The 21,393-nt window shown below is 63.6% G+C and carries 19 protein-coding genes and 1 riboswitch; of the genes, 11 read left to right on the top strand and 8 right to left on the bottom strand.

Features of this window, described 5'->3' with window-relative positions; translation table 11 throughout:
* The first annotated feature begins 305 nt into the window (after positions 1–305).
* Positions 306–421, top strand: a riboswitch (TPP riboswitch).
* A gap of 90 nt (positions 422–511) precedes the next feature.
* Entirely contained in the window at positions 512–1,159 is a 648-nt protein-coding gene (locus HNR59_RS15685; RefSeq protein WP_183831958.1) for a TenA family protein, read from the top strand.
* A gap of 2 nt (positions 1,160–1,161) precedes the next feature.
* The gene (locus HNR59_RS15680; protein WP_183831957.1) at positions 1,162–1,827 is read left to right on the top strand and encodes a TenA family protein; all 666 of its coding nucleotides are present in this window, start codon (positions 1,162–1,164) and stop codon (positions 1,825–1,827) included.
* An 86-nt stretch (positions 1,828–1,913) separates the two neighbouring features.
* On the opposite strand, the gene HNR59_RS15675 is transcribed toward HNR59_RS15680, so the two are convergent.
* Both HNR59_RS15675 and HNR59_RS15670 read right to left on the bottom strand, forming a co-directional pair.
* On the bottom strand, positions 1,914–2,627 hold the full coding sequence (locus tag HNR59_RS15675; protein WP_183831956.1) for a L,D-transpeptidase: 714 nt from the start codon (positions 2,625–2,627) through the stop codon (positions 1,914–1,916).
* Between the two features lie 19 nt (positions 2,628–2,646).
* Positions 2,647–3,234 (bottom strand): DsbA family protein, encoded by a 588-nt coding sequence (locus HNR59_RS15670; RefSeq protein ID WP_246374768.1) that lies wholly within the window; start codon positions 3,232–3,234, stop codon positions 2,647–2,649.
* Between the two features lie 352 nt (positions 3,235–3,586).
* Here HNR59_RS15670 and HNR59_RS15665 point away from each other — a divergent pair, with 352 nt between their 5' ends.
* On the top strand, positions 3,587–4,960 hold the full coding sequence (locus tag HNR59_RS15665) for an ATP-binding protein (protein WP_183831955.1): 1,374 nt from the start codon (positions 3,587–3,589) through the stop codon (positions 4,958–4,960).
* A 68-nt stretch (positions 4,961–5,028) separates the two neighbouring features.
* Here the strand turns inward: HNR59_RS15665 and HNR59_RS15660 are convergent, their stop codons facing one another.
* From HNR59_RS15660 to HNR59_RS15645, 4 genes are all read right to left on the bottom strand, one after another.
* Positions 5,029–5,832: a TlpA disulfide reductase family protein gene (locus HNR59_RS15660; protein WP_183831954.1), complete on the bottom strand. Its 804-nt coding sequence runs from the start codon at positions 5,830–5,832 to the stop codon at positions 5,029–5,031.
* A complete protein-coding gene (dsbD, locus tag HNR59_RS15655; protein ID WP_246374740.1) occupies positions 5,829–7,670 on the bottom strand; it encodes a protein-disulfide reductase DsbD in 1,842 nt (613 codons plus the stop codon). The genes HNR59_RS15660 and dsbD overlap by 4 nt, the downstream gene beginning before the upstream one ends.
* A 35-nt stretch (positions 7,671–7,705) precedes the next feature.
* The gene (locus tag HNR59_RS15650) at positions 7,706–8,122 is read right to left on the bottom strand and encodes a thioredoxin family protein (protein ID WP_183831953.1); all 417 of its coding nucleotides are present in this window, start codon (positions 8,120–8,122) and stop codon (positions 7,706–7,708) included.
* 209 nt (positions 8,123–8,331) lie between these two features.
* Positions 8,332–8,994, bottom strand: a complete 663-nt coding sequence (locus tag HNR59_RS15645) for a response regulator (protein WP_183831952.1) — start codon at positions 8,992–8,994, stop codon at positions 8,332–8,334.
* 143 nt (positions 8,995–9,137) lie between these two features.
* Between HNR59_RS15645 and HNR59_RS15640 the strand changes: the two genes are divergently transcribed.
* Together HNR59_RS15640 and HNR59_RS15635 are read left to right on the top strand one after the other, a co-directional pair.
* Complete coding sequence (locus tag HNR59_RS15640; RefSeq protein ID WP_343060844.1) at positions 9,138–10,586, top strand: metal-dependent hydrolase family protein; 1,449 nt, start codon at positions 9,138–9,140, stop codon at positions 10,584–10,586.
* Positions 10,587–10,593: 7 nt separating this feature from the next.
* Complete coding sequence (locus HNR59_RS15635; RefSeq protein WP_183831951.1) at positions 10,594–11,427, top strand: hypothetical protein; 834 nt, start codon at positions 10,594–10,596, stop codon at positions 11,425–11,427.
* A 4-nt stretch (positions 11,428–11,431) separates the two neighbouring features.
* Here the strand turns inward: HNR59_RS15635 and HNR59_RS15630 are convergent, their stop codons facing one another.
* Both HNR59_RS15630 and iolG read right to left on the bottom strand, forming a co-directional pair.
* Positions 11,432–12,544 carry a Gfo/Idh/MocA family protein gene (locus tag HNR59_RS15630; protein ID WP_183831950.1) on the bottom strand — a complete coding sequence of 371 codons (1,113 nt, stop codon included), beginning with the start codon at positions 12,542–12,544 and terminating at the stop codon, positions 11,432–11,434.
* Positions 12,541–13,551, bottom strand: coding sequence for an inositol 2-dehydrogenase (gene iolG, locus HNR59_RS15625; RefSeq protein WP_183831949.1), 1,011 nt, complete (start codon positions 13,549–13,551; stop codon positions 12,541–12,543). The genes HNR59_RS15630 and iolG overlap by 4 nt, the downstream gene beginning before the upstream one ends.
* A 122-nt stretch (positions 13,552–13,673) precedes the next feature.
* Here iolG and HNR59_RS15620 point away from each other — a divergent pair, with 122 nt between their 5' ends.
* The 6 genes from HNR59_RS15620 (at position 13,674) to iolD (ending at position 21,389) form a co-directional block, all read left to right on the top strand.
* On the top strand, positions 13,674–14,510 hold the full coding sequence (locus tag HNR59_RS15620; protein WP_183831948.1) for a MurR/RpiR family transcriptional regulator: 837 nt from the start codon (positions 13,674–13,676) through the stop codon (positions 14,508–14,510).
* A 124-nt stretch (positions 14,511–14,634) separates the two neighbouring features.
* A complete protein-coding gene (locus HNR59_RS15615) occupies positions 14,635–15,579 on the top strand; it encodes a sugar ABC transporter substrate-binding protein (RefSeq protein ID WP_183831947.1) in 945 nt (314 codons plus the stop codon).
* 189 nt (positions 15,580–15,768) lie between these two features.
* The gene (locus tag HNR59_RS15610) at positions 15,769–16,866 is read left to right on the top strand and encodes an ABC transporter permease (RefSeq protein ID WP_343060845.1); all 1,098 of its coding nucleotides are present in this window, start codon (positions 15,769–15,771) and stop codon (positions 16,864–16,866) included.
* Position 16,867: 1 nt separating this feature from the next.
* A complete protein-coding gene (locus HNR59_RS15605) occupies positions 16,868–17,647 on the top strand; it encodes an ATP-binding cassette domain-containing protein (protein WP_183831945.1) in 780 nt (259 codons plus the stop codon).
* On the top strand, positions 17,644–19,566 hold the full coding sequence (locus HNR59_RS15600; protein WP_183831944.1) for a bifunctional 5-dehydro-2-deoxygluconokinase/5-dehydro-2-deoxyphosphogluconate aldolase: 1,923 nt from the start codon (positions 17,644–17,646) through the stop codon (positions 19,564–19,566). Before HNR59_RS15605 ends, HNR59_RS15600 begins: the two co-directional genes overlap by 4 nt.
* Positions 19,563–21,389, top strand: coding sequence for a 3D-(3,5/4)-trihydroxycyclohexane-1,2-dione acylhydrolase (decyclizing) (gene iolD / locus HNR59_RS15595; RefSeq protein WP_183831943.1), 1,827 nt, complete (start codon positions 19,563–19,565; stop codon positions 21,387–21,389). The genes HNR59_RS15600 and iolD overlap by 4 nt, the downstream gene beginning before the upstream one ends.
* Positions 21,390–21,393 lie beyond the last annotated feature (4 nt).

Below are 21,393 nucleotides of genomic sequence, written 5' to 3'. Positions count from 1 at the left end.
CGGCCGTGAAACGCCCCAGCGCCGATGGTACTTCGTCTAAAGACGCGGGAGAGTAGGTCGCTGCCAGGTCTGCAAAACGCATGAAAATCTTCTCTGATGTAAACAGAACAGTTTCATTCCCTGATCACAAAACGCCGCCCTTCCGGGCGGCGTTTTGCGTTGTGGATTGGCCAAGAAAATGCCCGGCCTCGCTGATTGGCTGCTGTGCCATCCGATGTGGTGGTGGCCTTATCGTTTCAAAGCGTGAATTGCCGATCCGGTCTGTCTCTTCGTGGTGACAGGCAGCGTCCGATCGCCTACAAGGAACATTCACCAAGGGGAGCCCTGACAAGGGGCTGAGAGACCGCTGGCGCAAGCAGTGCGGTGACCCTTCGAACCTGATCCGGATCATGCCGGCGAAGGGATGGCGAATGTCAATGCTGTCTTTTGCCGGCCTCCATGCGAGGCCGTACATGCCACAAACAAAGCCCGGAATTTACGGTCTCGCTGTCTGCCATGAAAGGACGGCAAGATGACCGAACGCTTTTCCGAAACACTGAGGCTTGCGAGCGAACCGCTCTGGACACAGGCGGTGAGTCACCGATTCGTGGGCGAATTGTTCGCCGGCACGGTTCCCGATTCGGTGATGTCGTCCTATCTCGTGCAGGATCATCGCTTTCTCGACAGTTTCCTGACCCTTCTTGGGGCGGCCATCGCCACCAGCGACAGTTTTGAGGCCCGGCTGCGCTTCGGTCGCTTCATCGGCATGGTGGCGGGGGAGGAGAACACCTATTTCCTGCGAGCTTTCGAGGCGCTCGGCGTCGATGAAGACCAGCGTGCAGCCATTCCCGATACCAAGCCGACGGCCGGGTTCAAGGCGATCATGCGGGAGGCCGCAGCCACACGCTCCTATGCGGCTGCGCTTTCGGTTCTGAACGTTGCTGAGTGGCTCTATCTCGACTGGGCCATGCAGGCGCCCGATCCATTGCCGCAGAACTTCATTCATGCGGAATGGATCACCCTTCACGACAATCCCGATTTTCGCGATTTCGTCGGCTTCCTTCGGGGGGAGCTGGATCGCGTCGGGCCGGGCGAAGCCGAAGTGAGCCGCGATTTCTTCCAAAGGGCCGTGAAGCTGGAACTGGCCTTTTTCGATGCAGCCTATGAGCAGGGAGAGTGAAGATGGACGTTTTTGACCGGCTGAAACAGGCGGCGGATCAGGATTGGCAAAGCTATGTCGATCATCGGTTCGTGCGCGAGCTGGGCGCAGGCACGCTGCCGCAAGCGGCCTTCAGGGCTTATCTGGTTCAGGACTATCTTTTCCTGATCCAGTTTTCGCGCGCCTGGGCGCTTGCTGCCTATAAGAGCCGGACGATACCGGAGATCCGGGCCGCGCAGGCTGGTCTTTCAGGCATCCTCGACGAGACCGAGCTTCATGTGCGGCTCTGCGGCCGGTGGGGGCTGACGCCGGAACAGCTTCATTCTGTGCCGGAGCATCAGGCGACGGTCGCTTATACGCGCTTCGTTCTGGATTGCGGCGCTGCGGGTGACCTGCTCGACCTGCATGTGGCGCTTGCGCCCTGTGTTATCGGCTATGCCGAGATCGGCAAGGCACTGACCCCGAACGGTATCGATCAGATCCCGGCGGACCATCCTTATCGCGAATGGATCGGAGAATATGCCGGGGATGCGTTCCAGCAACTGGCGGTCGGGTCACGCAGGCTTCTGGATAATCTGGCAGAGCGCTCGATGACCGAACGACGTTTTGCGGAACTCGCTGCCCTGTTTGGCAAGGCATCCCGTCTCGAAGCCGATTTCTGGCAGATGGGGCTGGACGCCGCGGCCTGAGCCGAAGTGAAAAAAGCCTCCCCGCTGAAAAAACAGGCGGGGAGGCTGTTCGATGCGGCACAAATTCTCCGATGCTGATAAGCCGATTAAAGGATAACGACCTTGGAGCCGGGGCGCGCGCGGGCGTAAAGGTCGATGATGTCGGAGTTCAGCAGGCGGATGCAGCCGGCGGACACCGACTTGCCGATGCTGCTCGGCTGGTTGGTGCCGTGAATGCGGTAGTAGGTGTCCTTGCCGTCCTTGAACAGATAAAGAGCGCGTGCTCCAAGCGGATTGGTGGGGCCGCCTTCGACGCCGTCCTCGTACTTCTTGTACTGTTGCGGGGCGCGGGCAATCATGGCGTCCGTCGGTCGCCAGCGCGGCCATTCCTGCTTCCATGCCAGATCGGTTTCGCCGGAGAAGCCACGGCCGGCCGCGCCGACGCCAACGCCGTAACGCAGCGCCTTTCCGTTGCCCTGCACCAGATAGAGGAAGTGGTTGGCCGGATCGACGACGATCGTGCCGGGCGCATAGGCTGTCTGATAGTCGACGAGCTGACGCTGGTATTTCTCGGCGATCTTCACCTGGCTCTCGTCCGGAACGGGGAAGCGCTCATTCGGCTTTGGCCCGATACGAGGCGGCGCCACCGAGGCACTGGCCTGTTCCACCGGCGGAGGAGGGGCAATTGCGGGTGCAGCCGGCTGCAATCCGGGGGGCGTCGCCGTCTCGGAGGAGGTGGCGCAGGCGGCCAGCCCCATGCAGGCCAAAAGCGTCATTGCAGTCAAAATGCGTCGTGCCGACCCGTCCATTGCCTCGGTCATTTACCAGAAGTCCTTCGTATCAGTTGCTTTCACGCGCGCGCGCGTCTGAGATAACCTGTTTGAAACCCGCCTCATCGAGTGCTGAGGCGACGAGAAACGGGCCAATGAGAAAAACCGGCGTGCCGGCAAGACCGAGCGCATCGGCCTGTGCGCCATGGCGGCGCAGAAGCGTGGTGATTTCCGCGTCCTTCGCCTTCATGTCGCGTTCCAGTCGCTTCATGTCGAGCCCGACGCCGGCCACCGCCTTGCGCATCTTGTCTTCCGGCACCCTGCCGCCCGGTATGCCCATGAGTGCGTGGTGCACTTCGCTGTATTTGCCCTGATGGTAGGCAGCCAGCGCCAGCTTAGCACCATAGATGGAGGCCGAGGTGAGGATCGGCCAGTCCTTGTAGACGAGGCGGACCTTGCCGTCCTGCTTCACCACCTTGTTCAGCGGCGCCATGGTCTTCTTGCAGAAGGGGCAGTTGTAGTCGAAGAAATAGACGATGGTGACATCGCCTTTGGCGTTGCCGGCATTCGGGTCGGCCGGATCGTTCAGGATCATCCCGGGGTCGAGCTGTTCGCCGTCCTGCGCGCGGGCGCGAAGGGTAAAACCGGGAGCAGCCATGAGCGCGGCCAGCCCCAGCCCCAGCGCGGCCCGCCGGCTGACGGGTGCAATGGGAAGAGTTTCAGAAGAACCGGTTTCAGCAAGCGGCGACATGATGCGGGACTGGATGGTCGACATGATAAGCGGCCTCGATTTCAGATGGTCGGGCCGACAGGGTTTGGTGGACCTTAAGGCAGGCTTAAGGACAAAAGGAAAGCCTTCGCGCACGTTAAAAACAGGGTGTTGCAGACAGCGCACAGATGCCGGAACGGCAGCCGGCAAGGTTTCTTAAGTTTGCCTTAAGGTGCTGGCATGAGGCATGAAGCCCTGCGCCGCCTGCCGGCAGACGGTGCGGTAAACGGAGAAAAGTCCGATGCGTTCCATGCGGACACGACTGTTCGCCATTCTCATCCTCATCACGGGTCTGGTGTGGCTGTCGGCTGTGGCGTGGATTTTCTTTTCCACCGGCGCGCAACTCGAACGGGTTCTCGATGCGCGGCTGATGGAGGCTGCGCGCATGGTCAACTCCATGGTTACGAAGCGTGCGCTGGGCGCAGGCGAGGATGCGTCGATCCCATCTGTCGAAATGGAGACGCACGAAGCCTATAATCGCCAGCTTTCCTGTCAGATCTGGTCACTGGAAGGCACTTTGCTCAGCCAGTCCGAAGGCGCTCCGGAGACGAGGCTGTCGGAGGATGCGGACGGCTTTTCCAACACCGTCATCAATGGCGAAACCTGGCGGGTCTATACGGTCAATAACCCACAGGCAGGCGTGCGGGTTATGGTTGGGGATCGCGTTTACTTCCGCGATCATCTGGTCAACAGCGTGATTTTCGGCGTGCTTTTGCCCGCATTGCTGATCCTGCCGGTGCTGGCTGGCCTGATCTGGCTGAGTGTCGGGCGCGGGCTGACCCCGCTCAGCCGGATTGCGCGGGAGCTTTCCATGCGTCCTGCATCCGACCTGCACCCGATCGACGCGGGCGGTGCGGCCAGCGAGCTGCAACCTGTGGTGAAAGCGCTGAATGCGCTGTTTCGGCGGGTGTCCGACGCCCGCGAGCGCGAGCGTGATTTCATCGCCTTCGCCGCGCATGAACTGCGCACGCCGATGTCGGGCCTCAAGACACAGGCGCAGGTGGCCCTTGCCAGCAGCGATCCGGCGGTTCAGCAAAACGCGCTGTCGCAGATCGTCGTGGGTGTGGATCGCACCGGCCGGCTGGTCCGGCAGTTGCTGGATATTGCCTCGCTGGAAGCCGGCGGTGAGGCCGTGGCTCCGGAAACCTTCAATGCCGGGGGCGTTGTACAGTCGGTGGCTGATGAGCTGGTGACGCAGCACGCTGGCGGGGACGCCGTCATCTTTGTCGAGCCCGGCCTTTCGGCCTTTTCATTCACGCTGCCGGCAGAGCTGTTCCGGCTTGCCGTGCGCAATCTGCTGGAAAATGCTGTGCACCATTCACCGCCCGGCGGGCGGGTTTTCTGCCGTATCGCCGAGGAAGGCGAGGACGTTGTCCTGCGCATTGAGGACGAGGGACCGGGCATTCCGCAGGAAGAACTGCCACGCGTGACGGAGCGCTTTTTCCGGGGCCGGTTCCGCTCATCGGTGGGCAGCGGGCTGGGGCTCAGCATCGTGGAAACGGCGCTGGACCATGCCGGAGCAAGGCTGGATATACGCAACCGTAAACAGGGTGGCCTCTCGGCCGCAATCATCATCCCGGCTGGCATGGCGCAGAAGATGAGCGCGGCGGCCTAAAGCCTGATCTCACGCATGTCGTTGTCCCGAAACCGTACCCACTTTCGGGCGGCATGCTTCAGAAGCGCTTATTCGTCCCTCAGCTTGCCGATGCCCGTGAGCAGCGCTTCGCGTGAAATTTCGCCCATATGAACGGAGCGGAGCCGGCCATCGGCGCCGATGAACAGGGTCGCGGGCAGGCCGGGCGTGGTGTAGTGGCGCGAGAAACGGCCAAGCCCGTCAAGCAGGACCGGGTCGAGCGTCAATCCCTCCCGTTCGAGGTAAGCCTGAACGGTGCCCTCGTTCTCGCCCTGATTGACGAACAGGAAGGCAGCCTCTTCATTGGTGGCAGCGACATCGGCCATCATCGGCATTTCGCGCCGGCAGGGCGGGCACCACGAGGCCCAGAGGTTGATCACCATCGGCTTGCCGGTGAGCGTCGAGGGCGTGACTTCGGCGCCTGCCAGCGAGGTGTAGGAGCCGGAGGGCAGGGGCGTTGGCGGTACGCCGGCGGTGAGCTGGATGACAAGCGTGGCCATGAATGCTGCCGCCGCTGCCGGAACTGCCGTCCACAACAGCAACCGGGGATGGCGGCGCAGATGCAGAAGCGTGATCGCCGCCACCCCGGCGATGCCGGCCGGGATCATGAACCCACCCTGCCAGACGGCGAGCACCCGCCATGGCTCGGCAGCGAAACCGTCGAAGTGACGCAGGACATGGCCGATACGCGCCGCGATCAGGAATGCGAGCGCCGCCCGCCACGACCAGCCGGCAAAGCGGCTGTCCACGGTGCGGGCCAGAATCTCGGCGCCGCCCAGAAACGTCCCGATTGCGAGTATCGCGGCGAGGCGATCCGGCGAGAACATCAGCGGCCCGATGGTGAAGGCGTTCATTGCGTCAGGCCCTGTTCTCCCGACCGTGCCGCCGAGGCGACAAGCGATTTCACGTCGATCTCCCCGACGAGCCTTGTTCCGTCGATTTCCGCATTATCGGTTCCGAAGAAGATCATGGTCGGCGGGCCGATCACGGCCAGATCGCGCATCAGGGACTGGTTGTCGTCATCCAGCTTCGACAGGTCGACCTTGATGCGGCGGAAGTCGGACAGATTGTTCGTCACTTCCGGGGCCGGCAACACGTCGCGCTCGATACCGGCGCAGGTTACGCACCAGTCGGCGGTGAAATAGACCAGCGTCGGGAGCTTTTCGGAAGCGGCGGTGGCAAGCACGCTATGCAACTCCGGCGCGGAAGATATGTTGGCGAATTCGGGCGCTGTGGTTGCGGCCGCCTGCTGCGCGATGCCGAAATGCGCCAGCGGGCGGGCGGGGTCGCCGCCGCCGGATGCAGCGCCCAGTCCGAGGATCAGCGCATAGAGCGCAACGGCCATGCCGGCGCCCTTGCGCAGGCGGCGGACTGCTGTGGCTTCGTTTCCGAGGGTGTCGAATGCGCCGATGAACACGGCGGCTGTCATGGCAAGAGCCGCCCACAGAGCGAGCGTCAGGGGAGCCGCGAGCAGGCGCGATGCCATCCATATAGCCATGCCAAGCAGCACGAAGCCGAACACATACTTCACATATTCCATCCAGCCGCCGGTCTTCGGCAGGGCGCGGCTGCCGAATGTGCCGAAGGCGATCAGCGGCAGTCCCTGACCAAGGCCAAGCGCGAACAGCGCGGCCGCGCCCAGAACTGCATCGCCGGTCTGGGCGATGTAAAGTAGGGCTGCTGCCAGAGGAGCGGTGACGCAGGGGCCGACAATCAGCGCGGAGGTGAAGCCGATGGCGGCAGCACCGCCCAGCGAGCCGCGCCGGCTGCTGCCGGCACCAGCCATGCGGTTGACCCATGCGGAAGGAAGCTGAATTTCAAAAAGCCCGAACATGGAAAGGGCGAGGATGAAGAAGATAACGGCCACCGTGCCGACCGCATAAGGCGATTGCAGCACGATCTGCAGGTTCTGGCCCGACCATGCAGCCGCAATGCCGAGCAGGCCAAAGGCCGCTGCCATGGCGACGACATAGGTGAGCGACAGGGCAAAGCCGCGGCGTGGCGTCAGCGTCTCGCCGGAGCGGGCGAGCGTGGCGCTCAGGATCGGATACATGGGCAGCACGCAGGGTGTAAAGGCCAGCAGCAGCCCGAAGACGAGGAAGCTTCCCACCACCCAAAGCGCGCCGCCATCTTTCAGCAGCGAAGCGATCATGCCGCCGGAAGCGGCTTCCTGCGAAACTTTGAAGCCGCCGGCGGACGCTTCCGCCGGCTTGTCGGAAGCAGGCCCGGATTGCGGCATTTCGGCAAACAGGCCGAAACCCGAGGCGGCAGCCGTGATCTCCAGCGTGTCGAGATTTACCTTTCGGGTTTCAGGCGGATAGCAGATCGAATCCTTCTTGCAGCCCTGATAGGTCAGCAGGATTTCGGATGCCGAACCGGGGGCGATGTGCGCCTTTGCCTCGCTGTAGTAAACTTCCGAGATCCCGAAATTGGGATCGTCCTCCTTCGTTCCTTCCACGGTGTTCAATGTGACAGGCGCATCGCCATTCGCGGCTTTCGCTTCGATATGGTCGCGATAGAGGTAGTAACCGTCGGCGATCTTCCACTCGAAGCTTACGCCACCGTCCGCGGAGGGGAGGGCTTTGAGGCGAAATGCCTCGTCGGCCTGCAACAGGTCTAATTGCTGGGCGGCAGCCGGAAAAAGGCCGGCAAGGAAAAGCAGGGTCGCAAGGGCGGTAATCAGTATTCTCAACGTTCAGTTCTCTCGCTGACTTTGATGCGGAAGTGTCAGGCGGTAAAAGCTTGCAGGCGGGCGATCAGATGCTCGGTCGTGAAATTGCCGACCGAACGGGTGTTGGCGTGTTCACGCCCGCTGCGCGTATCGACGATGAAAACGGTTGGCGGGCCATCGACCTTCAGATGCCGCAACAGGGCGCGATTGTCATCTGACATGGTGGTGATGTCGATCTTCAGCAGGCCGAAACCGTGCATCAGCTTCGCCACCCGCCGGTCCGGCAGGATCTTGTCGTCGATAACCTTGCAGAAGGCGCACCATTCCGCACCGACATCGACAAGCGCTACGGCCTTTGTCTTTGCCAGATCATCAAGCGCTGCCTGATACTGGGACAGGCTTCCGATAAGATAAGTGGCGGCGGGGGCGGCAGTCGGCGAGGAGAGCACGCCAGCGCCGGCGAGCGCCATCATGCCGCTGAGAAATGTCCGCCGATGAAGCGGCGTTTGTGCATGCAGGCTTCCGATGAGCCGATTTTCGGGATCAGGACGGGTATCGCACATGCTGTCAACGCTGCTCCTTTGGCCGGACCGCCGCACAGATGGGAGGGTGCTGTTGCGGGCGGGCTTCGCGGGGCAGTTTCCGGGCGAAGCTTAAGCCAGACTTAAACGCATGGGCTGCCTTACGGCTCCGAGCCGAGGCGATAGCCCAGCCCTCGCACCGTTTCGATGAGACCCGGCCCCAGCTTGGAGCGCAGGTGATGGATATGCACCTCGATGGTGTTGCTCTCCACCTCTTCCTGCCAGCCATAGAGCTTGTCTTCCAGCTGTGCCCTGGACAGGATCGCACCGGGATGGCTCATCAGGGACTGAAGGATGGTGAATTCGCGCCGCGACAGGCGCACCTGCCGCCCTGCCTGCTCGACCGTCTGGCTGGATGGCATCAGCATCAGGTCGCCCCATTTCAGATCTGCGCTGGAGCGACCATTGGAGCGGCGGGTCAGCGCCCGCAGCCTTGCCGCGACCTCGTCCAGATCGAAAGGCTTGCCCAGATAGTCGTCGGCACCGCTGTCGAGACCGCTGATGCGGTCGGCAACCGTGTCGCGTGCCGTCAGAAGCAGCACTGGTATCTGGTTGCGGGCTGAGCGCAGCGATTTCAGGATATCGAGACCCGATCCATCGGGCAGCATCAGGTCGAGGACGACGGCATCGAAGGCGGTCGAGTCCAGCGCAGCCGTCGCTGCCTCGCAGGTGCCCACCGCATCGGTGGTGAAGCCCGCAAGCGCCAGGCCCACTTTTAGCCCGTCGCGCAAAATGTCATCGTCTTCTACGATCAGCAGCCGCATCGCTTCCTTCCGCCAACGGACCTTCACTCGTAAGCTTGGCTTAAGGCAAGCTTAAGGAAACGCGATCTGAAGCCGGTCAGCGTTTTGCAACGGGTAGCAAATCAACTATCGTCGCGACACTGTTTGGATCTCAGGAGATCGGCGTGGGCATCAGCTTTGGATCGAAATACAGCCATCTGCGCCACGGCTTCGGTTGCCTGTGCCACAGCCCGATGGTTGCTGAAATCAACGCGCGGCTTGCCGGTGGCGCGTCCAGACGATCGGTGCTGAGGGGCATTGCCGCGGCAGTCGGCGCTGCGGCGGTTGGATTGCCTGCCTTTGCTGCGGAGGGAAAGCCGGTGCTTTTTAAGAATGTCAGAATATTCGACGGCAAGTCCTCTGCCTATATTGAAGGGCGCAATGTTCTGATCTCGGAAAATCGCATCGAAAGCCTTGTAGGGCAGGATGAGACGGTGACAGATGCCGATGTGATCGACTGTGCCGGCAAGGTGCTGATGCCGGGCCTCATCGATGCGCACTGGCATTCCATCCTTGCCGGCATCAGCCAGATCGCGGCGATGACGGCGGATATTCCTTATGTGCATCTCGTTGCCGCGCAGGAGGCCGAACGGACGCTCATGCGCGGCTTCACCACGGTGCGCGACGTCGGCGGGCCGTCCTTCGCGCTGAAGCGGGCGATCGATGAAGGGCGGCTGGCGGGCCCGCGCATCTATCCGAGCGGCGCGATGATCTCGCAGACCTCCGGGCATGGCGATTTCCGCATGCGCACCGATCTGCCGCGCACGGCGCAAAGCAATCTCAGCACGGCCGAGGCGGCCGGCATATCCGCGATCGCTGATGGCGTGCCGGAAGTGTTGCGCCGCGCCCGCGAGCAGCTCATGCTGGGCGCCAGCCAGCTCAAGATCATGGTGGGCGGCGGCGTGACGTCGACCTTCGATCCGCTGGATTCACTGCAATTCACCGAGGCCGAGATCAGGGCGGCCGTCGATGCGGCGAGCGACTGGGGCACCTATGTGTGTTCCCACGTTTACACCTCCGCCGGTATCCGGCGGGCGCTTGACTGCGGCGTGAAGAGCATCGAACACGGCCAGCTCGCGGACGAGGAAACCGTGCAGCGCATTGCCGATGCGGGTGCGTGGTGGAGCCTGCAACCCTTCCTGGCGGATGAGGATTCCAATCCCGGCGGAACGCCCGAGCAGCAGGCGCAGCGTCGCGAGATCGCGGAAGGCACGGTGCGTGCATTCGAGCTTGGCAAGAAGCACAACGTCAACATGGCCTGGGGCACCGATATTCTTTTCAACCCCAAGGGCACTGCGGCGCAGGGGCGGCATCTGGCCAAGATCGCACGCTGGTTCGACAATCATGAGGTGTTGTCGCTGGCCACCAGCCGCAACGCCGCCTTGCTGGCATTGTCTGGTCCCCGCAACCCCTATCGGGGTAGACTGGGGGTGATCGAAAATGGCGCCATCGCCGACCTGCTTGTCGTGGATGGCGATCCGTTGCAGGATATCTCCGTTATTGCCGACCCCGAAAACAGTCTGAAGCTCATCATGAAGGATGGGCGCATTCACAAGAACACGCTCGGAGCCTGAGGCGATCATGAAAAAGAAAGCAACGGCCGGCCTTGCGGCCTTTCTTGCTCTCGCCACGTCCTGTGCTTTCGCCGCAGACATATTGCCGGTCGAGGCGCCGGAAGCGGTGGATGCCGGCCGCCCGCTCTGGGCATTGCAGATCACCCCCTACATGTGGGCTGCGGGCCTCAAGGGCGACATTTCGCCATTTCGGCGGGCGCCGACGATCCCGGTCGAAAAGAGCTTCGGCGATATTTTTGACGATCTGAACTTTGGCGGCTTCGTCAATCTGTGGGCCCGCTACGATCGTTTCGTCTTTTCAGGCGATGCCATGTACACGTCAACGACGGATGCGCACAGCTTCGGCAGTATCCCGCAGCTTCCCGGCTGGACGGGCCCTTATCCGAGCAGTGCGGATGTGGACGTGGACACAAAGCAGTTCACCTCAACGCTGACCGGTGGCTATCGTGTCTTAGACGTTTCCGGCACAACGCTGGATCTGCTGGGCGGACTTCGCATCTGGCATGTGTCCAACCGGGTGAAGGTCGGCGGACTGGTCAACAACACCTATGTCTCGGCCTCCCACAAGGAAAGTTTCAGCTGGGTCGACCCGGTGATCGGCGCGCGGCTGTTCCATGGGCTGACAGACCGGCTTTCCTTCCACCTTCAGGCCGATGTCGGCGGCTTCGACGTGGGGTCCAAAATCACCTATCAGGCGCTGGCGACATTCAACTACATACTGACCGATCACCTTTCCACTTCCGTCGGCTACAAGGTGCTTGGCGTGGATTACCGCCATGATGGCCATGTCTTCGACACGAAGCTGCATGGCCCGGTTCTGGGCATGACCTACCGGTTCTGAAGCCTTACAATTCGATGCGCTGCCCGCTGGAGGCGGCGATCGCGTGGATGGCTTCCTCGATCGTCAGCGCGTCTGCGAAGGAGGGGTAAGCCTCCTTGCCGTCTGCGATGGCGCGCAGGAATTCCGCCGCCTCGATCACCTTGAGATCGTTGAAGCCCAACTGATGGCCGGCGGCCGGCGTGAACTGCCCGTAGGGCGGATGCGCCGGGCCGGTCAGGATGGTGGTGAAGCCTTGCGTGGCCGCATCGCCCTCGTTGCGGAACAGTTGCAGCTCGTTCATCCGTTCCTGATCGAAGCGGATCGTCCCTTGCGTTCCATGCACTTCAAACACCATGCTGTTCTTGCGCCCCCATGCCGAGCGCGAGGTGGAAAACAGGCCCTGCTGGCCGCCAGCGAAGGTGAGGATGGCGGAGGCGATGTCGTCATTCTCGACAGGGCGCGGCGCGCCGCCCTCGGGCGAAGGGCGCGTTTCGTGCACGGTGCGGATATCGCCGATAACGCTGGCGATCGGCCCCATCAGGCCAATGGCCATGGACAGCATGTGGCAGCCCATGTCGCCCAATGCGCCAAGCCCGGCCTCCGCCTGCGTGGCGCGCCAGGTCCAGGGCAGGTTGGGGTCGGCCTGATAGTCCTCGTCGACGAAGCCGCGAAAGTGGATCAGGCGACCGATGGCGCCGTCGCCGATCAGCCGGCGTGCATGCTGATAGGCGGGATTGCGGATATAGTTGTAGCCGACCATGGTGCGTCGGCCGCTTTTTTCGGCCGCTCGCGTCATGGCGCGGGCCTCGTCCAGCGTCAGCGCCATCGGCTTTTCGCAATGGACATGCTTGCCGGCTTCAAGCGCGGCAATGGCCATTTCGGCATGCAGCTTGTTGGGGGTGGTGATGCACACGATGTCGATGGCGGGATCGCTGACCAGCGCGCGCCAGTCGTCGGTGGCGCGGGCAAAGCCGAATTGTTCGGCCATGGCGGATGCCTTCTCGGCCGGCGTGTCGCAGAGAAGCTCCAGCCGTGGGGCCGGCACGTCGCCGAACACCGCCCTGACCGCGCCATAGGCCAGAGCATGGCATTTTCCCATGAAACCGGTGCCGATGAGGCCGATGCCGAGGGGGCTCATGAGTCGCCGCCGACTTCCGCCACCCGTACCGCGCGGCCTTCCTGCACGGATTTCAGTGCCGCCTCGGCCAGAAGCAGTGCCGCCAGCCCGTCGGCACCGGATGGCGAGGGGTCCTTGCCGTCGCGGATCGTGGCAATGAAGGCGGCGATCTCGGCTGCATAGGCTTGCGTATAACGGGTCATGAAAAAATCATGCAGCGGCGGCAGGCGGTAACCGTCGGCGGTGGCCAGTTCGACCGAAACCGGGCGCTGGTTCTGCGCCGAAACCGCGCCCAGCGAGCCGTGGACCTCGATGCGCTGGTCGTAGCCATAGCTGGCGCGGCGCGAATTGGAGATGGAGCACTGACGCCCCGAGGTGGTCGTGAGCACCACCGATGCGCTGTCATGATCGCCCAGACGGCCGATTTCCGGATCGACCAGCACCGAGGCCGCGGCATAGACGGTCTCGATTTCCTCGCCGAGCAGGAAGCGGGCCATGTCGAAATCGTGGATGGTCATGTCACGGAAGATGCCGCCTGAAGAGGCGATATAAGCAGGTGGCGGCGGGCCGGGATCGCGCGAGATGATCTGCACTATTTCGACCGTGCCGATGCGACCCTCGTCGATGGCTTGCCGCACCGCCTGAAAATGCGGATCGAAGCGGCGGTTGAAGCCGACCATTAGCCTGGCGCCGGTGTCTTCCACCGTCTTCAGGCAGGCTCGCACACGCGCCACGGAAAGATCGACCGGCTTTTCGCAGAAGATCGCCTTGCCGGCGCGGGCGAAAAGCTCGATCAGATCGGCATGGGTGTCGGTCGGCGTACAGATGACGACCGCGTCGATGCTCTTGTCGGCGGCGATGTCCGCTATGGAGCGCACCGGCGCGCCGTAGCGTTGCCCAAGGTCATCGGCGGCCTGCGCGACCGGATCGGATATTGCCGCCAGTCTGGCGTCGTGGTTCGAGGCAATAGCCTGCGCATGCACCTTGCCGATGCGCCCGGCGCCCAGAAGAGCGAAACTGATCGTCATGACTGTCCTCGACAAATCGGACGCCACCGGATTTATGCAAACCGCTCCGGCATTGCCCGCCTGAGTGAATTAGAATAAAAATTCCAAAATCACGGAATATGGATCGTGTCAAGGAGCAAGCGATGGACCATGACGATGCAGGCGCGCCGCATACGGTCGAAGCCTTCTATGAAAGGCTGAGGCGTGACGGCCACGACCTGCCCAGGCGGCTGCGCCAATGCGCCGATTACGTTGCGGCCCATCCGGACAAGGTGGCGGTGTCGACGGTCGCCGAGCTTGCGGAAGCGGCGGACGTGCCGCCTTCGGCCTTCATGCGCTTCTGTCAGGAACTCGGCTTCTCCGGTTTCTCGCACATGCAGAAGCTGTTCCGCGAGGAATATACCCAGAAATGGCCGAACTACGCGACGCGCCTGACCAAGCTGCGCGACAGCGGCAATGATACGCCGGCGGCCCTGCTGGCCGAATTCGCCGAGGCTGGCCGCAATTCCATCGAGAACCTTGCCCGCACCGTCGATGCCACCCTGCTCGACGAGGCCGTGGCCATGCTGGCACAGGCGCGCACCATCCATCTGGTCGGCAACCGACGCGCGTTCCCTGTCGCCTCCTATCTTGCCTATTCCTTCGAGAAGATGAGCGTACCCGCCATCCTGCACAGCGGTGTCGGCAATCTGAAGCTCGACCATCTGCTGGCAAGGGGCGACGCCATGATCGCCATCAGCTTCGCGCCCTATACGGCCGACACGGTCGAACTGGCCGAGGAGGCGGAACGGCGGGGCGTCGGGATCGTGGCGCTGACCGATCTGCCGACCAGTCCTCTGGCCCGGCTCGATGCGGTCAGGTTGTTCGTGTCGGAGATCGATGTCGGCGCGTTCCGCTCGCTTTCGGCGGCGCTGACGCTGGCCATGGCGCTGTCCGTCGCCGTCGGTGCGCATCGCCGCCGTCCCAAAAATGGAAAATGAATGTTGCTTTTTGTAGAAAATGGAATAATTATGTCATTTATGATCCCGGACCGTCCGGGATCGCTGCGCATGTAGCGGCTTCCGGAGGAGGAAGCCGGCATGCGGACGAAACGGGGAGGTTTCAATGAGAAGGACGTTTCTGGCACTCGCAGCGGCGGTATCGACCGCCTTTGCGGGTCTTTCCACGCCGGCTCATGCCGAGGGCGAGCGCTTCGTTCTGGTCAGTCATGCGCCGGACAGCGACAGCTGGTGGAACACCATCAAGAATGCCATCACGCTTGCCGGCCAGCAGATGAACGTGACGGTGGAATACCGCAATCCGCCGACCGGCGATCTGGCCGACATGGGCCGCATCATCGAGCAGGCGGCGGCTTCCAATCCAAACGGCATCATCTCGACCATCGCGGATTATGACGTGCTGTCCGGGCCGCTTTCCAACGCGGTGGCCAAGGGCATTCCGGTCATCACCATCAATTCGGGCACCGAAGAGCAGTCGAAAGAGATCGGCGCGCTCCTGCATGTCGGACAGCCTGAAAAGGCGGCGGGCCATGGCGCGGGCGAGAAGGCCAAGGCTGCGGGCGTCACCAAATTTGTCTGCGTCAACCACTACATCACCAACCCGGCCTCGGTGGAGCGCTGCCAGGGCTATGCCGAGGCGCTCGGCGTGGAACTCGGCTCGCAGATGATCGATTCCGGCCTTGATCCGGCCGAAGTGAAGTCCAAGGTGCTGGCCTACCTGCAAAGCAATCCCGACACCAACGGCATCCTGACGCTGGGTCCGAATTCCGCCATCCCGACGATTGCGGCGTTGCAGGAAAACGGTAAGGCAGGAACGATCCATTTCGCCACCTTCGATCTTTCGCCTGAGATTTCGGCGGCGATCAAGGACGGCACCATCGCCTTCGCCATCGACCAGCAGCCCTTCCTGCAAGGTTACCTGCCGGTGGTGATCCTGACCAATCTCGCCCGCTACGGCGTGGTGCCGGGCAACTCGATCAACTCCGGTCCGGGTTTCATCACCAAGGACAATATCGAGCTCGTGGAAAAGCTGGCCGGCGAATATCGCTGACCTCATGATGCGGGCGCCGGAGGCGATGCCCCGGCGCCCGCCTGCTCAACCCTGTTCTGAAGCGGTCCGGCGTACGCCCTGTCCGGCGCCGCGTCCGCACGGCCATTTCCGGAGGACGGCATGACCGAACAAGCCCCCCGACCCAAACCCGCCGCACCCGGTACGGCAGATAGCAGCGCGGCCGAGATCATCGCGGACGAGCGCGTCAGGCCGATCTCGCCGCTGCGCAAGGCGCTGATCCGGCCGGAGCTCGGGGCCATCTGCGGCACCATACTGGTCTTCGTCTTCTTTTTCGCCATTGCCCGCAACAGCGGCATGTTCGCGCCCGAAGGCGTCATGAACTGGGGCGTGGTGGCGGCGCAGTTCGCTGTTATCGCGGTCGGCGCCTGCCTTCTGATGATCGCCGGCGAATTCGACCTGTCGGTTGGTTCGATGATCGGCTTTTCAGGCATCATCATCGCGCTGTTGTCGGTGACGTGGCAATATCCGGTCTGGGTCGCGATCCTCGCCGCCTTTGCGATCGCGCTCGCCATCGGCGCGCTGAATGGCTACCTCGTCATCAGGACCGGCCTGCCGTCCTTCATCGTCACGCTCGCCTTCCTCTACATATTGCGCGGGCTGACGATCTTCATTTCCATCACCACGACGCGCCAGACCATCATTGGCGGTGTGCGCGAGGTGGCGGCGGGCGACCCGCTGGCATGGCTGTTCGGCGGCAAGGTGCTGGGCGGGCTTTTCGTATGGCTGGCCGATATGGGCCTGATCGGCAAGTTCGTGGCCGGGCCGCGCGCCGGCCAGCCGGTCGTGGACGGCATCCCGATCCTCATCATCTGGGCGCTGGTGCTGGTCGCCTTCGGTCACATCCTGCTCACCCGCACCCGCTTCGGCAACTGGATCTTCGCCTCCGGCGGCGATGCGCAGGCCGCACGCTATGTCGGCGTGCCGGTCGATCGGGTGAAGATCCTGATGTTCATGTTTTCCGCCTTCTGCGCCACCGTCTTCGCCACCTGTCAGGTGATGGAATTCGGCTCGGCGGCGGCCGATCGCGGCCTGCTCAAGGAGTTCGAGGCGATCATCTCGGTGGTGATCGGCGGGGCGCTGCTCACCGGCGGCTACGGCTCGGTGATCGGGGCGGCCCTTGGCGCGCTGATCTTCGGCGTCGTCCAGCAAGGCCTGTTCTTCGCCGGTGTGGAAAGCTCCCTGTTCCGCGTCTTCCTCGGCGCCATCCTTCTGATGGCCGTCATCCTCAACACCTATATCCGCCGCATGATCACGGGAGAGCGCTGAGATGACAAATCCGCTCATCGAACTGATCGACATCGAAAAGCACTTCGGGCCGGTGATCGCTCTGAACGGCGTGTCGATCTCCGTCCTGCCAGGCGAATGCCACTGCCTGCTGGGCGACAATGGTGCGGGCAAGTCCACCTTCATCAAGACCATGTCGGGCGTCCACAAGCCGACGCGCGGCCGCATTCTCGTCGAGGGCAAAGAGGTCGCCTTCGCCAGCCCGCGCGACGCCATGCAGGCCGGTATTGCTACGGTCTATCAGGACCTCGCCATGATCCCGCTGATGTCGGTGACGCGCAATTTCTGGATGGGGCGCGAGCCGGTGCGCAAGATCGGGCCGCTCAGCTTCTTCGATTTCGAGAAGGCGAACGCCGTCACCATGGAGGAGATGCGCAGGATGGGTATCAACCTGCGCGAGCCGGATCAGGCGGTGGGCACGCTGTCGGGTGGCGAGCGGCAGACGGTGGCGATCGCGCGCGCCGTCTATTTCGGGGCGAAAGTGCTGATCCTCGACGAGCCGACATCGGCGCTCGGCGTGCGCCAGACCGCCAATGTGCTGTCGACCATCGCGCGGGTGCGGGAAAAGGGCATCGGTGTCGTCTTCATCACCCATAATGTGCGCCACGCGCTGGCTGTGGGCGACCGCTTCACGGTGCTGAACCGCGGGCGCACGCTGGGCACCGCGCTGCGCGGCGAGGTGAAGCCGGAAGAGCTTCAGGACATGATGGCGGGCGGGCAGGAACTGGCCGAACTGGAGGGCTCGCTGGGCGGCACGGTATGACGAAAAAGCTCGATGTCATCACCATCGGCCGGTCGTCGGTCGATCTCTACGGCGCGCAGGTCGGCGGGCGGCTGGAGGACATGCGCTCGTTCAACAAATATGTCGGCGGCTCGCCCACCAACATGGCGGTCGGCACCGCGCGGCTCGGCCTGCGCTCGGCTCTGATCACCCGCGTTGGCGACGAGCATATGGGCCGTTTCATCCGCGAGCAGCTTGCCGCCGAGGGCGTGGACGTGCGCGGCGTGGCGACAGACCCGGAGCGGCTGACGGCGCTGGTGCTTCTCGGCATCCGCGACCAGCACCAGTTCCCGCTGATCTTCTATCGCGAGAACTGCGCCGACATGGCGCTGTCGGAAGACGACATCGATCCGGCCTTCATCGCCGAGGCACGCTCAGTGGTGGCGACAGGAACGCATCTGTCCTACCCGCGCACGGAAGCGGCAGTGTTGAAGGCTCTGCACCTTGCCCGCGAAAACGGCGCGCGCACCGCGCTCGACATCGATTACCGCCCGAACCTGTGGGGGCTTTCCGGCCATGGCGATGGCGAGAACCGTTTCATCGCATCGGATAAGGTGACCGCCAGACTGCAATCGACGCTTGCCCTGTTCGACCTGATCGTCGGCACCGAGGAGGAGTTCCACATCGCCGGCGGCAGCACCGACACGGTGGACGCGCTGCGCAAGGTGCGCGAGATCACCGATGCGGTGCTTGTGTGCAAGCGTGGGCCGATGGGCGCCTCCGCCTTCACCGGCGCCATCCCCGCAACGCTGGATGAAGGCGCTGCCGGCCCCGGCTTTCCGATCGAGGTGTTCAACGTGCTGGGAGCGGGCGACGGCTTCATGTCCGGCCTGCTGAAGGGCTGGCTCGACGATGAGGACTGGCCGACAGCACTGAAATACGCCAATGCCTGCGGGGCGCTGGCGGTGTCGCGCCATGGCTGCGCACCCGCCTATCCGAGCTGGCAGGAACTGAATTTCCTGCTCGAACGCGGCGTGCGCAATCCCGCTTTGCGCCATGACCGCGAACTTGAGCAGATTCACTGGTCCACCAACCGCAAGGGCGACTGGCCGGTGATGCGCGTCTTTGCCTTCGATCACCGCAGCCAGATGGAGGCGCTGGCCGACGAGTTGGGCATCGGCCACGAGCGCATCGGCATCTTCAAGCAGCTTTGCCTTGATGCCGCGCTCAAGGTCGCTGCCGGGCGCGGCGGCTATGGCATCCTGTGCGACGGGCGGCTCGGGCAGGAGGCGCTCTATCGCGCGGCGGGGCAGGGGCTGTGGATCGGCCGTCCGGTGGAGGTTCCGGGCTCGCGCCCGCTGGAGCTGGAGATAGGGCCGGACCTCGGTTCGGACCTTGCCGAATGGCCGGCCGAACATGTGGTGAAGGTGCTGTGCTTCTATCACCCGGACGACGACGAGGCGACGAAGCGCTCGCAGGAGGAAACGGTGATCCGTCTTGCCGATGCCGCCCGCGCCAACGGGCTGGAGTTCCTGCTGGAGATCATTCCCTCGAGGGTGGGAGCGGTGGGTGACGACACCACGGCGCGCGTCATCCAGCGCTTCTACGACATCGGCGTTTTTCCTGACTGGTGGAAGCTCGAACCGATGACATCGCCGCAGGCATGGGCGCTGGCATGCGAAGTGATCGAGCGCAACGATCCCCACACGCGCGGTATCGTCGTGCTCGGGCTGGAGGCGGAAATCGCGGACCTGCGCACGAGCTTTGCCGAGGCCGCGCGCTTCGATCTGGTCAAGGGCTTTGCCGTCGGACGTTCCATCTTCGCCGCCCCGGCGCGCAAATGGCTGTCCGGCGTGATCGGCGACGCGGAGACGGTGGAAGAGATGGCGGGCATCTATGCAGAGCTGTGCGCGGCGTGGGACGATGCAAGGCGCGATGCGCAGACAGGGAGCAGGCCATGAAGACGATCCGGCTCACGGCGGCGCAGGCGATGGTGCGCTATCTCGCCGCGCAGAAGAACGAGGAAGGCGAGGCGCTCATTCCCGGCTGCTGGGCGATCTTCGGCCACGGCAATGTGGCCGGTATCGGTGAGGCGCTTCATGCGGCGCGCGACACTTTCCCGACATGGCGCGGCCATAACGAGCAGGGCATGGCCCATGCTGCCATTGCTTTCGCCAAGGCGAAGAACCGCCGTCAGGCCACGGCGGTGACGACTTCCATTGGCCCCGGCGCGCTCAACATGGTGACGGCCGCCGCACTTGCCCATGTCAACCGGCTGCCGGTGTTGCTGATCCCCGGGGACGTGTTCGCCAGCCGCGCGCCCGATCCGGTGTTGCAGCAGGTCGAGGATTTCGACGACGGCACCGTCTCAGCCACTGACTGCTTCCGCCCGGTCAGCCGCTATTTCGACCGTATTGCGAGCCCGCGCCATCTGCTCACCGCCCTGCCGCGCGCCATGGCCACGCTCACCGACCCCGCCCGCTGCGGGCCGGTGACGCTCTCCTTCTGTCAGGATGTGCAGGCCGAGGCCTTCGACTGGCCGGAGACGTTCTTCAAGGACCATATCTGGCGCAGGCGCAGGCCGCGCCCCGATCTGGACGAACTCGAACGGGCGGCGGTGCTTGTGCGGGCGGCGCGCAAGCCGCTGATCGTCGCCGGCGGCGGTGTCCACTATTCGGGAGCCTGCGGGGTGCTGGAGGCATTTGCCGAAACCCATTCCATTCCCGTTGCGGAAACGCAGGCGGGCAAATCTGCCCTGCCGTGGGATCATCCGCTCAATTTCGGCTCCATCGGTGTCACCGGTTCGTCGGCGGCCAATGCGATTGCGGAAGAGGCCGATCTGGTGATCGGCATCGGCACCCGCTTCCAGGATTTCACCACCGGCTCATGGGCGCTGTTCCGCAATCCGGAGCGGCGCATCCTGTCGGTCAATGTCGAGCCCTATGACGCCGCCAAACATGGCGCGACGGCGCTGGTGGGCGATGCGCGCGAAACACTTGTTGAACTGGGGCAGTTGCTGGTGGGTCATCGCGCGCCGGCTCCGGATCTTGGCTTGCGCGAACGCTGGCTTGAGGCCGTGGCGGCGGCAACGGCCATGCCGGAAGGCAATGCGCTGCCTTCGGATGCGCAGGTGATCGGTGCCGTGCAGCGCTCGCTCGATGATGAGGCCATCGTCGTCTGCGCCGCCGGCGGCTTGCCGGGCGAACTCCACAAATTGTGGAAGGCGGCGCGGCCCAACGGCTATCATCTCGAATACGGCTTCTCGACCATGGGTTACGAGATCGCCGGCGGGCTTGGCGTAAAGATGGCCCAGCCGCAGCGCGAGGTCGTCGTCATGGTCGGCGACGGCTCCTACATGATGATGAATTCCGAGCTTGCGACCTCGGTGATGCTGGGCCGCAAGCTGATCGTGGTGGTGCTCGATAACCGCGGCTTCGCCTGCATCAACCGCCTGCAGATGGCGACTGGCGGCGAGAGCTTCAACAATCTGCTCGACACCGCCCGCCACGATGTGCCGAGCGACATCGACTTCGTCGCCCATGCGGCCTCGATGGGCGCGATCGCCGAGAAGGCGGATTCCGTCGCCGCGCTGGAAGCCGCCATGGCCCGCGCCCGTGCTTCGGATCGCACCCATGTCATCGTCATCGACACCGACCCGATGCCGACCACCGAGGCAGGCGGGCACTGGTGGGATGTGGCGGTGCCGGAAGTCTCCACCCGGCCGCAGGTCGAGGCGGCGCGCAGGGCCTATGAGGCGGCGCTGGCCCGCCGCGACGAGAACTGAACCT

Origin of the sequence: Aquamicrobium lusatiense, from assembly GCF_014201615.1 — a bacterium.
In the GTDB taxonomy this organism is placed as follows: Bacteria; Pseudomonadota; Alphaproteobacteria; order Rhizobiales; family Rhizobiaceae; genus Mesorhizobium; species Mesorhizobium lusatiense.
Note: the sequence above shows the minus strand (reverse complement) of the source record. Positions and strands in the feature narration are given on the sequence as shown.

What these genes read in the sequence shown, in the direction of transcription:
- HNR59_RS15685 (WP_183831958.1), top strand. Translation starts at nt 512, where the DNA reads ATGACCGAACGCTTTTCCGAAACACTGAGGCTTGCGAGCGAACCGCTC.
- HNR59_RS15680 (WP_183831957.1), top strand. Translation starts at nt 1,162, where the DNA reads ATGGACGTTTTTGACCGGCTGAAACAGGCGGCGGATCAGGATTGGCAA.
- HNR59_RS15675 (WP_183831956.1), bottom strand. Translation starts at nt 2,627, where the DNA reads ATGACCGAGGCAATGGACGGGTCGGCACGACGCATTTTGACTGCAATG.
- HNR59_RS15670 (WP_246374768.1), bottom strand. Translation starts at nt 3,234, where the DNA reads ATGGCTGCTCCCGGTTTTACCCTTCGCGCCCGCGCGCAGGACGGCGAA.
- HNR59_RS15665 (WP_183831955.1), top strand. Translation starts at nt 3,587, where the DNA reads ATGCGTTCCATGCGGACACGACTGTTCGCCATTCTCATCCTCATCACG.
- HNR59_RS15660 (WP_183831954.1), bottom strand. Translation starts at nt 5,832, where the DNA reads ATGAACGCCTTCACCATCGGGCCGCTGATGTTCTCGCCGGATCGCCTC.
- HNR59_RS15650 (WP_183831953.1), bottom strand. Translation starts at nt 8,122, where the DNA reads ATGATGGCGCTCGCCGGCGCTGGCGTGCTCTCCTCGCCGACTGCCGCC.
- HNR59_RS15645 (WP_183831952.1), bottom strand. Translation starts at nt 8,994, where the DNA reads ATGCGGCTGCTGATCGTAGAAGACGATGACATTTTGCGCGACGGGCTA.
- HNR59_RS15635 (WP_183831951.1), top strand. Translation starts at nt 10,594, where the DNA reads ATGAAAAAGAAAGCAACGGCCGGCCTTGCGGCCTTTCTTGCTCTCGCC.
- HNR59_RS15630 (WP_183831950.1), bottom strand. Translation starts at nt 12,544, where the DNA reads ATGAGCCCCCTCGGCATCGGCCTCATCGGCACCGGTTTCATGGGAAAA.
- iolG (WP_183831949.1), bottom strand. Translation starts at nt 13,551, where the DNA reads ATGACGATCAGTTTCGCTCTTCTGGGCGCCGGGCGCATCGGCAAGGTG.
- HNR59_RS15620 (WP_183831948.1), top strand. Translation starts at nt 13,674, where the DNA reads ATGGACCATGACGATGCAGGCGCGCCGCATACGGTCGAAGCCTTCTAT.
- HNR59_RS15615 (WP_183831947.1), top strand. Translation starts at nt 14,635, where the DNA reads ATGAGAAGGACGTTTCTGGCACTCGCAGCGGCGGTATCGACCGCCTTT.
- HNR59_RS15605 (WP_183831945.1), top strand. Translation starts at nt 16,868, where the DNA reads ATGACAAATCCGCTCATCGAACTGATCGACATCGAAAAGCACTTCGGG.
- HNR59_RS15600 (WP_183831944.1), top strand. Translation starts at nt 17,644, where the DNA reads ATGACGAAAAAGCTCGATGTCATCACCATCGGCCGGTCGTCGGTCGAT.
- iolD (WP_183831943.1), top strand. Translation starts at nt 19,563, where the DNA reads ATGAAGACGATCCGGCTCACGGCGGCGCAGGCGATGGTGCGCTATCTC.